This window comes from Streptomyces sp. NPDC052301, from assembly GCF_044593395.1.
Classification (GTDB): Bacteria; Actinomycetota; Actinomycetes; order Streptomycetales; family Streptomycetaceae; genus Streptomyces.
In genome coordinates this window covers 103,844-117,309 of the sequence record NZ_JBIUBE010000006.1, presented here as the reverse complement: position 1 = coordinate 117,309, position 13,466 = coordinate 103,844, and the positions used below count along the sequence as shown (strand labels likewise).

Here is a 13,466-nt window from a genome sequence, read left to right as displayed (position 1 = left end):
CCAGAGCCTGTGAACCGAGTCAACACGGTTCACAGAATCGACTGTGTACACGTCCGTGAATGCATGGATCTTGTGTACGCCGGTATGCTCGGCGCCACACACGGGACGAGGGGAGCCAGGCCGGTGCAGGACAACGCGACAGAGGTGACCGCCGCCGGTATCGCCCGGCTCGCCGGCGTGGGCCGGGCCGCCGTGAGCAACTGGCGTCGCCGGCACGCCGACTTCCCCAAACCGGTCGGGGGCACCGAGACCAGCCCGTCCTTCGCCCTCGCCGAGGTCGAGGCCTGGCTGCGCAAGCAGGGCAAGCTCGCCGAGGTCCCGCTGCGCGAACGCGTCTGGCAGCAGCTCGTGGGCCACCCCGAGGGCCCGCTGACCGCCCTGGTGCACGCGGGCTGCGTACTGCTGCTCATCCATGAGCGCCCCCCGGTCTGGCTCGACGCGAGCGCCGGCTCCGACGAGCGCCTGGCCGCGATCCTCCCGGGGGAGCTGGAGCAGGTGCTGCGGCCGCGCTTCGGGACCGCTGTGAACACGACTCCGGCGCCACGGCGTGTGAACGACGCCTCCGCGGCGCCCGCTGTGAACGAAGACTCCACCCCCGGGCCGTCGCGTGTGAACACCGCACCGACTCCGCCTGCTGTGAACGCCTCACCCGCTGTTCACAGCGCCCCGGCCGCTCATACGGCTCCCGCGCCGACCGGACCCGCGCCGACCCTCATCTCGCCGACCTCCCCCGCGCCCCGTGCCCTCCGCACCCCCACCGGCCCCCAGCTGCTCCCCTCCGTCCCCCTTCTGCGCGGCGCCGCCGAGCTGGCCGCCGAGACCGGGGCGCGGCAGGCCTTCGAGTTCCTGCTGGGCCGGCACCTGGACGCCAACTCGCGCCAGTACACGCTCACCCCGGCCGAACTCGCCGGTCTGATGGCCGACCTCGCCGGTCCGGCCCGCACCGTCCTGGACCCGGCCTGCGGCACCGGCGCCCTGCTGCGGGCCGTGGACACCCGCCCCGAGCAGGAGCTGTACGCCCAGGACAGCGCCCCCGACCTCGCCGCGCTCACCGCGCTGCGGCTCGCGCTGCACTCGCGGGCCACCGTGCGCGGCGCCGCCGGTGACACCCTGCGCGCCGACGCCCACCCGGAGCTGCGGGCCGACGCGGTGCTGTGCCATCCGCCGTTCAACGAGCGCAACTGGGGCCACGACGAACTCGCCTACGACGCCCGCTGGGAGTACGGCTTCCCGGCGCGCACCGAGTCCGAACTGGCCTGGGTGCAGCACGCGCTGGCCCGGCTGGCCGACGGCGGCACCGCCGTGCTGCTCATGCCGCCGGCCACGGCCTCCCGGCGCTCCGGGCGCCGGATCCGCGCCGACCTGCTGCGCCGGGGCGCGCTCAGGGCCGTGGTCGCGCTGCCGGTCGGGGCGGCACCGCCGTACAACATCCCGCTGCACGTGTGGGTGTTGCGCCGGCCGGACCGGACCCCGGTGACGCCCGAGGTGCTGCTCGTGGACACGGGGTCGTTCGCGGGGGAGGGGCGTGGCGGACCGGACTGGGACGCGGTGCGTCAGGCCGCCCTGGACGCCTGGCGTGCCTTCGAGCGGGCCGGGCGGCTGGAGGAACGGCCGGGGCTCGCCCGTTCCGTGCCGGTCATCGAACTGCTCGACGACGACGTGGACCTCGCGCCCGCCCGCCATCTGCCACCCGCCGTGGCCGACGGAGCCGAGCAGCTCACGGCGGTGCGCGAGCGTCTCGGCGCGACCCTGCGCCTGACCGCCGAGCTCACCCCGCCCCCCGCCGCCCCGGCACCGCCCGCGCGCTGGCCGCTCACCACCGTCGGTGAACTCGCGCGCGGGGGCGCGCTGGTGATGCGCACCGGCGGGAACGGCGGCCACGCGCGCGTGCCCGTGCTCACCGACCACGACGTGCTCGCCGGCGCGGCGCCGTCGGGCACCCTGCCCGAGAGCGAGGAGGAGGCCGTGCTGACCGAGCCGGGCGACGTCGTCGTACCGGTGCTCGGCGGGGGCTCGGTGGCACGCGTGATCGACGAGGCGACCGGCGGCGCCGCCCTGGGGCGCAACCTCGTGCTGCTGCGCCCCGATCGCACGGCGCTCGACCCGTGGTTCCTCGCCGGCTTCCTGCGCGGGACCGCCAACAACCGTCAGGCCAGCAGCTACGCCTCCACCGCGACCCGCCTGGACGTGCGCCGGCTCCAGCTGCCCCGGCTCCCGCTGGACGACCAACGGCGCTACGGCGCGCGCTTCCGGGCCCTCGCCGAGTTCGAGCGGGCGCTGCGCCACGCGAGCCGGCTCGGGGAGCACCTCGTGCGCGGGATGTACGACGGCCTCACCGACGGCACGGTGGCCCCCGGCTGACGGCCCGGCCCCGACAACGGTTCGGTACATCCCTGACCGTTCGTCCGTGGCGGGCCATATGCTCGGAGCGACCATGGCACGAGCGGTGTGGTCGGACCGGAGCACATCGGGCGGACAGCTGCGCCCATTTCAGGCATCAGGAGCAGTCATGCAAGGCCACGGCTACGCACAGCCGGTGAAGCAGCCGCCGCACCAGGGATGGCTGGTCTTCCTGCGCGTGCTGTTCGTGGCGGTCGGCTTCCTCAGCCTCGGCTTCCTGACCTGGGTGGTGCTGCTGCGGCTGGCCGTCGTCACCCGCAGGTCGCTGGACTGGGGCCTGTTCGTGGCGGTGCTGGCGGCCGACATCCTCAGCATCGTGCTGCTGGGCAGCGAGCCGGGCGACGAGATCCACACCGCCGGGGGATACCTGGGCCTGACGCTGCTGCTGGGCACGCTGGTCGCCGCCGTCGCCTACTACCTCGCGGCCGACATCCGGCACTTCCACCGCCTCCGGCCGGCGTACCCGGGCGGCCCGGCGGCGCCCGCGTACGGCTATCCGCAGCCCCCGTCGCCGTTCACCGCGACGGCCATGAGGCAGACCCCCGTGCCCGTGCGGCCCCCGATGCCGCACACCCCGGTGCCCCAGCACCCGCCGACCGTCCCGCCGACCACCCCGCCGCCCCAGCGCCCGGCGCCCGCCCGCATCGACCAGGTCCGTGCCGAACTGGATGAGCTGAGCGACTACCTGCGCAAGCACGACGGCCGTGACGACAGCCAGGGCGGACGGTGACCGTGGCGACGGGGCGTGTCGTCGCCGGCCGTTACGAACTGTCCACGCTCATCGGCCAGGGCGGCATGGGCCAGGTGTGGACTGCGTACGACCAGCGGCTGGACCGGCGCGTGGCGGTGAAGCTGCTGCGTCCCGACAAGGTGGCGGGCCAGGAGGCGGACGAGCTGCGCCGCCGGTTCGTGCGCGAGTGCCGGGTGACCGCGCAGGTGGACCATCCCGGTCTGGTGACGGTGCACGACGCGGGCAGCGAGGGCGAGGAGCTGTTCCTCGTCATGCAGTACGTGGACGGCGCCGACCTGTCCGACCATCTCGCCGAGCACGACCCGTACCCGTGGCAGTGGGCGGTCGCGGTCGCCGCGCAACTGTGCGCCGTGCTGAGCGCCGTGCACGCCGTGCCGATCGTCCACCGTGACCTCAAGCCGCGCAATGTGATGGTGAAGCAGGACGGCACGGTCACCGTCCTCGACCTCGGCGTGGCATCCGTCATGGACACCGACACCACGCGCCTCACCCACACCGGCTCACCCATCGGCTCGCCCGCCTACATGGCGCCCGAGCAGGCGATGGGCGGCGCGGTCGGCCCGTACACCGACCTGTACGCGCTCGGTGTGCTGCTGCACGAACTGCTCAGCGGGGACGTGCCGTTCGTGGGCTCCACGGCCCTCGGCGTGCTGCACCGGCATCTGTACGAGCCTCCGCTGCCCGTGCGCCGGATCCGCCCCGAGGTCCCCGAGGCGCTGGAGACCCTGGTGCTGCGGCTGCTCGCCAAGGATCCGCAGCACCGGCCGGCCTCCGCGCAGGAGGTGTACGAGGACCTGGCGCTGCTCCTGCCCGCGCGTGGCATGCCCACCGGGGCGCCCCTGGACCCCACGCGCCCCTTCCTCCGCCCGCACGCCCCCTGGCCGGACCGCGCGCGGACCCCCGCGCCCCAGCCCGCCCCCGTCGCGCCGGCGCCGCCGGTGGCCGAGAAGCCCGACGTGGCCGCCGCGGTGGACGAGGTCAAGCGTCTGCTGGGGGAGGGTCGCATCACACAGGCCGTGGACATCCTGGGCGCGATCCTGCCCGCGGCGGCCGAACAGCACGGCGCGCAGTCCCCGGTGGTCCGCACCCTGCGCAAGCAGTACGCGGCGACCCTCATGGACGACGGTCAGTACCGGCGCGCGCTGCCCGAACTGCGCCGTCTCGCCGACGAGCGCGCCGCCGAGGCGGGCCAGGCCGACCCGCAGTCCCTGCGCTTCCGCTACGAGGCCGCGCAGTGCCTGGAGCAGCTGGGCGAACCGGCGGCGGCGCTGGCCGAGTACCGGGCGCTGCTGCCGTACTACGAGAACCAGTACGTCTCCGGCGACCCGCAGCTCGCCCACGACGTGCGCCGGCGCATCGGCCATCTGCTGCTCGCCCTCGGCGACCGGCCGGCCGCCCACGACACGCTCGCGCGGCTGCTGATGGACGTGGAGCGGGTGCACGGACCGGGGCACCCGCTCGCGGCGGACATCCGGCGCACCCTGCAGTGGCTCGGACAGGTGCGTGGTTAGATGTGCGGCTGTCGGAGATCGCGGTGATCTTCCGTGCGGGTCTCGCACACACATCGGGGTGGGGAACATGGCCGGCCATCGGCAGTCGAAGAAGCGCAGATACATCACGTGGGCGGTGGCGGGTGCGGCCGTCGTCGCCGGCGGCGGGATCGCCGCCCAGACCTCCATGGCGGCCACCTCCTGGCCCGCCCAGAAGACCTTCACCGGGCGCGCGTTCGACACCTGCACCGCGCCCTCGCTGTCCACGATGAAGGCCTGGCACACCGGGTTCTACGGTGCCGCCGCCGTCTACGTGGGCGGCAAGAACCGGGGCTGCGCCCAGCCCAACCTCACCGCCTCCTGGGTGAAGTCGGTCAGTTCCCTCGGCTGGAAGCTCATCCCGCTCTACGTCGGCGCGCAGCCGCCCTGCCAGTCCGGTTCCAACCCGGAGAAGCTGACCTCCTCCACCGCCGCCTCCCTCGGCGCGCAGGACGCCGCCGACGCCGTGGCCAGGGCCTCCGCCCTGGGCATGAAGGCGGGCAGCGCCGTCTACCTCGACATGGAGGCGTACGACACCACGAACACGTCGTGCAACGACGCCGTGCTGACGTACGTGCGCGCCTTCGACAAGGGACTGCACGCCAAGACGTACCGGGCCGGCTACTACGGCTTCAGCAGCTCCAGCGCCAAGGCCGTCGCCACCGCCAAGGACAAGACGGACCTGCCGGGCAACCTCTGGTACGCGCTGTGGGACAAGAACAACACAACGACGGCGGACTGGCCGTGGGGCTCCACCCAGTTCACCGGCCACAGCCGCGGCCATCAGTACATGGTCAACAGCAAGGAGTCGCACGGCGGTGTCACGCTCACCGTCGACCGTGACGCGTGGGACGCGCCGGTGGCGATCACCGGCTGATCCGGGCGGAGGCGCGGCGGTGCCCGAAGCGCGCGCGAATCGTTGGTCGAATGGGTTGGCCACGGCCTGCCCACTGCCTACCATCGATCATCGCAAGACCTTGTGCACCGTCGCACAATCTCCCCCTGGAGGTTTCCTTGCACCGCCGCCGTCGCACCGCGCTCGTCCTCACCGCCGCGATCGCCGCCGCGGCACCCCTCCTGACCGCCTGCGGTAACGATGCGCACCCGGGCGCGGCGGCCCTCGTCGGAGGGCACCGGATCAGCGTCGCCCAGCTGCAGGACCGGGTCGACGAGGTCCGCAGGGCACAGCGGGCCGCGGTCCCCGACGACACCCAGTACCAGCAGGTCCTGGCCTCCACCGGCAGCCTCACCCGCGACACCCTGCACAACATGGTCCTCGACCGGGTGCTGCACCGCGCCGCGCAGGACGAGGGCATCGCGGTCACCCGCAGGGAGATCCAGCAGATGCGGACGGGCCTGGAGCAGCAGGCCGGCGGCGCCAAGGGGCTGGAGACCACCTGGCTGCAGAAGTACGGCATCGCCCCGGCCCGTCTGGACGACAACCTCCGGCTCCAGCTGGAGGCGCAGAAGCTGGCGGCGAAGCTCGGCACCGACACCACCCAGCCCGCCTTCTGGAAGGCCCTGTCCAAGGCGTCCCAGGAACTCCACGTCGACCTCAACCCGCGCTACGGCTCCTGGGACGTGCAGAAGAGCAGTCGGGTGGACGCCAGGACGCCCTGGGTGCGCGAGGTCACGTCGGCGGCGGGCGGGCAGCCGGCGACGGCGTAGGACGGCACCGGGGCACGACGAGGGCCGACGGCCGGGCACGGCGAAGGGCGGCATCGGCGCACCGCGAGGGCCGACGGCCGGCCGTCAGTCATACGATCGCAAGATCCCCTCGACCCTGTGGACAACCGAAACCGCTCCCTCCCGCCGTGCGTTACGTTCGAATCGTGAACGCAACCAGCCCCGAACCCACCGGCCCGGAGCACGCCACCGCCCCGGCCGGCCCCGGCCGCATCGTCCTGCTCACCACCAGCCACCGCGTCGCCCCCGGCCTGCTGTCCTGGCCCGCCTGGCAGGCCCTGCGCGCCGCCGACGCCGTGCTGTGCGCGGACGGCGCGCATCCGCAGCTGCCGTACCTGCGGGAGGCCGGAATAGCCGTGGAGCAGGCGTCCCCCGGCGCGCAGGAGCTGGTCGACGCCTGCGCCGGCGGGCGGACCGTGGTGGTCGTGGCGACGGGTGAGGGAGAGCCGGTGCTCACCGACGGCCTGGCCCGGCTGGCCGGCTCCGGCCGCGTCGCCATGCCGGAGCTGGAGCTGCTGCCCGCCTCCTACGACCTGCCCGGCGCCCGCCTCCTGGACCTCGTGCAGGTCATGGACCGCATCCGCGCCGAGTGCCCGTGGTCCTCCCGGCAGACGCACCAGGGCCTGGCCAAGTACGGCATCGAGGAGGCCTACGAGCTGGTCGAGGCGATCGAGGCCGGCGACCGCACGGAGCTGCGGGAGGAGCTGGGCGACGTCCTCCTCCAGGTCGTCTTCCACTCCCGGATCGCAGAGGAGGACCCGGACGCGCCGTTCTCCGTCGACGACGTGGCCGGCGGCATCGTCGCCAAGCTGATCCACCGCCACCCGCACGTCTTCGGCGACGAGGAGGCGGAGACACCGGAGGACGTCAAGGAGCACTGGCTGCGCACCAAGGCCGAGGAGAAGCGGCGCAGCTCGGTCACCGAGGGCGTCCCGCTCGGCCAGCCCGGTCTGGCCCTCGCCGCCAAGCTCGCCTCCCGCGTGCGTACGGCGGGCCTGGACGTCCCCCTCCCCCAGGGCGAGGGCATCGGCTACGAGCTGCTCGCGCTGGCGGTCCACGCCGAGGCGGCCGGCGTCGACCCGGAGGCGGCCCTGCGGGCGGCGGCACGGGCGTACCGGGACGGGATACGGGCGGCGGAGGGACTGCCCGGGGGGACGCCGGAGGAAAAGGCGGAGGACGTGCCCGAAGAGACGCCGGAAGACAGACCGGAAGGGACGCCGGGGGAGTAGGGCCGACGCGGCGGTCCCCGGCGGGACGGATACCGTCGAGGGGTGACCGAGCAGCCCCACCCCCCGACGGCCCCCGACCCCGCGCCCGCCCTGTTCACCTGGGAGTTCGCCACCGATCCTTACCCCGCCTACGCCTGGCTGCGCGAGCACGCGCCCGTGCACCGGACGCGGTTGCCCAGCGGGGTGGAGGCCTGGCTGGTCACCCGGTACGCGGACGCCCGCCAGGCCCTCGCGGACCAGCGGCTGAGCAAGAACCCGGCGCATCACGACGAGCCCGCGCACGCCAAGGGCAAGACCGGCATTCCGGGCGAGCGCAAGGCCGAGCTGATGACGCATCTGCTGAACATCGACCCGCCGGACCACACCCGGCTGCGCCGGTTGGTCAGCAAGGCGTTCACACCGCGCCGGGTCGCCGAGTTCGCGTCCCGGGTGCAGGAGCTGACCGACCACCTCATCGACGGCTTCGCGGCCCGCGGCTCCGCCGACCTCATCCATGAGTTCGCCTTCCCGCTGCCCATCTACGCCATCTGCGACCTGCTCGGCGTCCCGCGCGAGGACCAGGACGACTTCCGGGACTGGGCGGGGATGATGATCCGGCACGGGGGAGGGCCCCGGGGCGGGGTCGCCCGGTCGGTGAAGAAGATGCGCGGCTACCTCGCCGAGCTGATCCACAAGAAGCGGGCGGCGCTGCCCGCCGAGCCCCTGCCGGGCGAGGACCTCATCTCCGGCCTCATCCGCGCCTCGGACCACGGCGAGCACCTCACCGAGAACGAGGCCGCCGCCATGGCCTTCATCCTGCTGTTCGCCGGTTTCGAGACCACCGTGAACCTGATCGGCAACGGCACCTACGCGCTGCTCACCCACCCCGAGCAGCGCCGGCGCCTGCAGGAGTCGCTGGCGCGGCAGGAGAGGGAGCTGCTGGAGACGGGCGTCGAGGAACTGCTCCGCTACGACGGCCCGGTGGAGCTGGCCACATGGCGGTTCGCCACCGAGCCGCTCGCCCTCGGCGGGCAGGACATCGCCCCCGGGGACCCGGTGCTCGTCGTCCTCGCGGCTGCCGACCGCGACCCGGCGCGGTTCGCCGACCCGGACGTCCTCGACCTCGGCCGTCGGGACAACCAGCACCTCGGGTACGGCCACGGCATCCACTACTGCCTCGGCGCGCCGCTCGCGCGGCTGGAGGGCCAGACCGCGCTCGCCACCCTGCTCACCCGCCTGCCCGACCTGCGGCTCGCCGTCGATCCGGCCGAGCTGCGCTGGCGCGGCGGCCTCATCATGCGGGGCCTGCGCACCCTGCCCGTGGAGTTCGCTCCGGCCCCCGACAGAGGGGTACGAGCGTAGACACGCCGGACGTTCAGCTCTGTGATCTTCACGTGATCTGTGCGGCATGAACTTGTGACAAGTGATCGTGTGCCGATACGTTCACCCATCAGCGCGGCGCAGGCATCATCCGTCGCGCCGTCCTGCCGTCGCACGAAAGGTTTCCGCATGCTCTCCGGGAACGGTCGTCACCGTCGCCCCCGTCAGGCTCCGGCACTCCTCGTCGCGGCCGGCGTGACCGGCTCCGCCATCGCCATCCCGCTCCTCGGCGCCGCGAGTGCCAACGCGGCCGACGGCACCACATGGGACAAGGTGGCCGAGTGCGAGAGCGGCGGCTCCTGGAGCGCCGACACCGGCAACGGCTACTACGGCGGTCTGCAGATCTCGCAGGCCGACTGGGACAAGTACGGCGGCACCCAGTACGCCGAGAGCGCCGACCGGGCCAGCCGGTCGCAGCAGATCGCCGTGGCCGAGAAGATCGTCGCCGACCAGGGCACCAAGCCCTGGGCGACCTGCGCCCTGCTCGCCGGGCTGACCTCGGACTCCGGGCCGGTCGACGTCGACACCGGCGTCGGGGGCTCCGGGGACACCGGCGGTGCCGGTGACTCCTCCGGCTCCGCCGGGAACTCCGACTCGTCCGGTCTGCCGGATCCGGGCTCCTCGTCCCCTTCCCGTTCCGACTCCAACTCCGGCTCCTCGCAGGGCTCCTCGCACTCCGAGGACTCCTCCGACTCGAGCGCCACGCCGACTCCCGGCCAGGGCGGGGACGCCGCCACGGACCCCGGCACCTCCAGCGGCTCGCACGGCACCGACACGCCCAAGTCCGACAAGTCCACCTCAAAGGGCACCGGGAACCCGCAGGGGGCCGAAAGCTCCCCCACGGTCGATCCCGGTAACGACGAATCGGACAATTCCCAGCAGCCCACCGGCTCCTGGAGTCTCGTCGACACCGGTGCTCTCGGCAGTGGTGGCCGCCACCGGGGCGAGAGTGCGGACGAAAGCGTGACAAACGGTCAGGAGGACCCCTCTTCTGGTCGTCACGCGTCCCGTCGGCCGGACACCTACACGGTCCGCGAGGGCGACTCCCTCGCCTCCATCGCCGACTCCCTTGACGTCGACGGCGGATGGCGCGCGCTCTACGCCCACAACAAGAAGGCCATCGGTGCCGACCCGGACCGTATCGCCGCCGGTCAGACCCTGGAAGTCGGGTCCTGATCGGGCGAAAAGCGGGGGGAGTTGACGTCCCACTTGGTCACTGATGTCCGGTTTGGTGAAAGTGTGGGATGAGTCTCAGAAGCCCTGATCGTCTTTGAATTTCCGTCGATCGCCTGTCTACGGTCGAGGCCGCTCGTCACCGCGAGCCCCGGCTGCCGCAACGCCGAATCCTGCCAGCGGCTGCCCGGGAACAGTCGTCGCGTCAAGCGCCGTAGGCAGGAGCGGGGGACCCAAGGTAGGCGCCGGGCCCAGCAGTTGAGCTGGTTCCGGCTAGGGGTGAAGCCGCGCCTCGCGAGAGCGGGAGCGCGGCCGGGCAACTCAACCGGCCCGAACCCGACAGCTCACCTCGCAGGCGTCGGTGAGGGGATCGATCCATGCTGTTTTCCGGCAAGGGCAAGCACCGTCGTCCGTCCAAGGCCGTCCGCGCCGTCGCGCTGGCCGGTGTCACCGGCGCCGCCGTCGCCGCCCCGCTGATGGCGGCCGGCAACGCCTCCGCCGCCACCGCCTCCGAGTGGGACGCGGTCGCCCGGTGCGAGTCCGGCGGCAACTGGTCCATCAACACCGGCAACGGCTACTACGGCGGTCTGCAGTTCTCCGCCTCCACCTGGGCCGCGTACGGCGGCACCGCCTACGCCCCGCGGGCCGACCAGGCCACCAAGGCGCAGCAGATCACCGTCGCCGAGAAGGTCCTCGCCGCGCAGGGCAAGGGTGCCTGGCCGGTCTGCGGCACGGGCCTGTCCGGCGCCGCCTACAACGGCTCCGCGCCCAGCACCTCCTCGAAGAGCACCGCGCCGAGCAGCACCACCCGCTCCACCGACCAGCAGGCCGCCACCCGCTCCACCGAGCGGACGGCCCCGTCGGCGAGCAAGACCGTCACCACCCCGACCGGCAAGAAGGTCAAGAAGGGCGACGGCGAGTACAAGGTGGTCAAGGGCGACACCCTCAGCACCATCGCCGTGAAGCACCACGTCCAGGGCGGCTGGAAGAAGCTCTTCGAGCTGAACAAGGACATCGTCGAGGACGCGAACCTCATCTACCCGGGCCAGCAGCTGCACCTGAAGTGACGAGCGGCCCACGGCCCTGCCCCGGGGCCCTCACGGCCTCGTCCCCCAACCTGGAGGCCTCGTGAGGGCCACCCCCGTCCCCCACGGGCTCCCCGCCCCGGCGCGTCTCCCCCGTACGCGCCGGGGCGGGGTTTTTGTTTGCCCATTCTTCAGCGGCGGCTCATCCGGGGGCCCCTTTGTTCCGTCCATGAACAATGGGTACCGTCTCTCTGTCCTTCCCTGTCCACGGGCCGGTCGGTCGGCTGGCCGATGGCCCTCGGACGGTTAGGCTCTAGTCGCAAGGCACCGCCGCAAGGCGCACCGCCCCGCACTTCCAGCGTCACATCCCAAGAAGGAGATGCTCGTGCCGTCCATCGACGTCGTCGTAGCCCGGGAAATCCTGGACTCCCGAGGCAACCCCACGGTCGAGGTCGAGGTCGGCCTCGACGACGGCAGCACGGGTCGTGCCGCCGTCCCGTCCGGCGCCTCCACCGGCGCCTTCGAGGCCATCGAGCTCCGCGACGGCGACCCGAACCGCTACCAGGGCAAGGGTGTCGAGAAGGCCGTCCTCGCCGTCATCGAGCAGATCGGCCCGGAGCTGGTCGGCTACGACGCCACCGAGCAGCGCCTGATCGACCAGGCCATGTTCGACCTGGACGCCACCGACAACAAGGGCTCCCTCGGCGCCAACGCCATCCTCGGCGTCTCGCTCGCCGTCGCCCACGCCGCCTCCGAGGCCAGCGACCTCCCGCTCTTCCGCTACCTGGGCGGCCCGAACGCGCACCTGCTGCCGGTGCCGATGATGAACATCCTCAACGGCGGCTCGCACGCGGACTCCAACGTGGACATCCAGGAGTTCATGATCGCTCCGATCGGCGCGGAGTCCTTCTCCGAGGCGCTGCGCTGGGGCACCGAGGTCTACCACACCCTCAAGAAGGTGCTGAAGGGCCGCGGCCTGTCCACCGGCCTCGGCGACGAGGGCGGCTTCGCCCCGAACCTCGGCTCCAACCGCGAGGCCCTCGACCTCATCCTCGAGGCCATCAAGGAGGCCGGCTACGCGCCCGGCGAGCAGATCGCCCTCGCGCTCGACGTCGCCGCCTCCGAGTTCTACAAGGACGGCAAGTACCTCTTCGAGGGCAAGGAGCGCTCCGCCGCCGAGATGACGGAGTACTACGAGGAGCTCGTGGCGGCCTACCCGCTCGTCTCCATCGAGGACCCGCTGTTCGAGGACGACTGGGCCGGCTGGAAGGTCATCACCGACAAGCTCGGCGACAAGGTCCAGCTGGTCGGCGACGACCTGTTCGTCACCAACCCCGAGCGCCTCGCCCGCGGCATCGAGGAGGGCACCGCCAACGCCCTGCTGGTGAAGGTCAACCAGATCGGTTCGCTCACCGAGACCCTGGACGCCGTCGAGCTGGCCCAGCGCAACGGCTTCAAGTGCATGATGTCCCACCGCTCCGGCGAGACCGAGGACGTCACCATCGCCGACCTGGCCGTCGCCACCAACTGCGGCCAGATCAAGACCGGCGCCCCGGCCCGCTCCGAGCGCGTCGCCAAGTACAACCAGCTGCTGCGCATCGAGGAGATCCTCGACGACGCCGCGGTGTACGCCGGCCGCAGCGCCTTCCCGCGCTTCAAGGGGAACGTCGGGATCTCCAAGGGCTGAGCCGACCCGGGCCAAGTCTTAGCCAGTCGTCCGTACGTCCCCGTACCCGGTCCCGTACCGTGTCCGGGGACGTACGCACGTGTGAAGCACAGGCAAGGGGAGGCGGGAAGCCAGGATGGCCGTGAAGGACCGGGACCGTTTCTCCACCGCGACCAGGCTGCGGCTGCTCGGCGAGCAGACGGCGGCCCGGGTCTACCGCTCCCAGACCAAGCGGCAGGCCCGCCGCTCCCGGCTCACCGGCCGCGCGGCGCTGCTCGCCCTGGTGCTGTGCTCGATGATCGTGGCGCTCGCCTACCCGATGCGGCAGTACGTCTCCCAGCGCGCCGAGATCTCCGACCTCCAGCAACAGCAGGAGCAGGCCCGCAGGCGTGTCGAACAGCTGCGTGACCTCAAGGCGCGCTGGCAGGACGACGCCTACGCCGAACAGCAGATCCGCCGCCGGCTGCACTACGTCATGCCCGGCGAGACCGGGTACGTGGTCGTCGATCCGGGCGCGGCCAAGCAGTCCCGCACCGACCTCCGGGCCGCCCACCGGCCCTGGTACGCGAACGTCTGGGACGGCGTCGACAAGTCCGACGCCTCCGACCAGTGATCCCGGCGACCCCCGTCGGTCCTTCACAAGCCACT

At 72.5% G+C, this 13,466-nt stretch carries 11 protein-coding genes and 1 riboswitch; all 11 genes read left to right on the top strand.

Translation table 11 applies throughout. The features are described from left to right. Positions 1 to 123 precede the first annotated feature (123 nt). Positions 124 to 2,361: an N-6 DNA methylase gene (locus ACIHEJ_RS18230; RefSeq protein ID WP_400136402.1), complete on the top strand. Its 2,238-nt coding sequence runs from the start codon at positions 124 to 126 to the stop codon at positions 2,359 to 2,361. A gap of 148 nt (positions 2,362 to 2,509) precedes the next feature. Beyond that, positions 2,510 to 3,130, top strand: coding sequence for a hypothetical protein (locus ACIHEJ_RS18225; RefSeq protein ID WP_400136399.1), 621 nt, complete (start codon positions 2,510 to 2,512; stop codon positions 3,128 to 3,130). Between the two features lie 38 nt (positions 3,131 to 3,168). Beyond that, positions 3,169 to 4,662, top strand: a complete 1,494-nt coding sequence (locus ACIHEJ_RS18220; protein ID WP_400137476.1) for a protein kinase — start codon at positions 3,169 to 3,171, stop codon at positions 4,660 to 4,662. Positions 4,663 to 4,729: 67 nt separating this feature from the next. Further along, positions 4,730 to 5,557, top strand: a complete 828-nt coding sequence (locus ACIHEJ_RS18215; protein ID WP_400136397.1) for a glycoside hydrolase domain-containing protein — start codon at positions 4,730 to 4,732, stop codon at positions 5,555 to 5,557. Between the two features lie 137 nt (positions 5,558 to 5,694). Next, positions 5,695 to 6,348: a SurA N-terminal domain-containing protein gene (locus tag ACIHEJ_RS18210; RefSeq protein WP_400136395.1), complete on the top strand. Its 654-nt coding sequence runs from the start codon at positions 5,695 to 5,697 to the stop codon at positions 6,346 to 6,348. 164 nt (positions 6,349 to 6,512) lie between these two features. Further along, the gene (locus ACIHEJ_RS18205) at positions 6,513 to 7,595 is read left to right on the top strand and encodes a nucleoside triphosphate pyrophosphohydrolase (RefSeq protein WP_400136393.1); all 1,083 of its coding nucleotides are present in this window, start codon (positions 6,513 to 6,515) and stop codon (positions 7,593 to 7,595) included. Between the two features lie 42 nt (positions 7,596 to 7,637). Continuing rightward, the gene (locus tag ACIHEJ_RS18200) at positions 7,638 to 8,936 is read left to right on the top strand and encodes a cytochrome P450 (RefSeq protein ID WP_400136390.1); all 1,299 of its coding nucleotides are present in this window, start codon (positions 7,638 to 7,640) and stop codon (positions 8,934 to 8,936) included. A 147-nt stretch (positions 8,937 to 9,083) separates the two neighbouring features. Then, complete coding sequence (locus ACIHEJ_RS18195; protein WP_400136388.1) at positions 9,084 to 10,130, top strand: transglycosylase family protein; 1,047 nt, start codon at positions 9,084 to 9,086, stop codon at positions 10,128 to 10,130. 197 nt (positions 10,131 to 10,327) lie between these two features. Further along, positions 10,328 to 10,500: riboswitch (cyclic di-AMP (ydaO/yuaA leader) on the top strand. Between the two features lie 4 nt (positions 10,501 to 10,504). Further along, the gene (locus tag ACIHEJ_RS18190; RefSeq protein WP_400136385.1) at positions 10,505 to 11,194 is read left to right on the top strand and encodes a transglycosylase family protein; all 690 of its coding nucleotides are present in this window, start codon (positions 10,505 to 10,507) and stop codon (positions 11,192 to 11,194) included. A 337-nt stretch (positions 11,195 to 11,531) separates the two neighbouring features. After that, positions 11,532 to 12,839, top strand: coding sequence for a phosphopyruvate hydratase (gene eno / locus ACIHEJ_RS18185; RefSeq protein WP_400136382.1), 1,308 nt, complete (start codon positions 11,532 to 11,534; stop codon positions 12,837 to 12,839). Between the two features lie 115 nt (positions 12,840 to 12,954). Next, positions 12,955 to 13,431, top strand: coding sequence for a septum formation initiator family protein (locus tag ACIHEJ_RS18180; RefSeq protein WP_400136379.1), 477 nt, complete (start codon positions 12,955 to 12,957; stop codon positions 13,429 to 13,431). Positions 13,432 to 13,466 lie beyond the last annotated feature (35 nt).

Bases quoted from the DNA above. Each gene is read 5' to 3' on its own strand.
- ACIHEJ_RS18225 (WP_400136399.1), top strand. From the start codon at position 2,510: ATGCAAGGCCACGGCTACGCACAGCCGGTGAAGCAGCCGCCGCACCAG.
- eno (WP_400136382.1), top strand. From the start codon at position 11,532: ATGCTCGTGCCGTCCATCGACGTCGTCGTAGCCCGGGAAATCCTGGAC.
- ACIHEJ_RS18190 (WP_400136385.1), top strand. From the start codon at position 10,505: ATGCTGTTTTCCGGCAAGGGCAAGCACCGTCGTCCGTCCAAGGCCGTC.
- ACIHEJ_RS18195 (WP_400136388.1), top strand. From the start codon at position 9,084: ATGCTCTCCGGGAACGGTCGTCACCGTCGCCCCCGTCAGGCTCCGGCA.
- ACIHEJ_RS18180 (WP_400136379.1), top strand. From the start codon at position 12,955: ATGGCCGTGAAGGACCGGGACCGTTTCTCCACCGCGACCAGGCTGCGG.
- ACIHEJ_RS18215 (WP_400136397.1), top strand. From the start codon at position 4,730: ATGGCCGGCCATCGGCAGTCGAAGAAGCGCAGATACATCACGTGGGCG.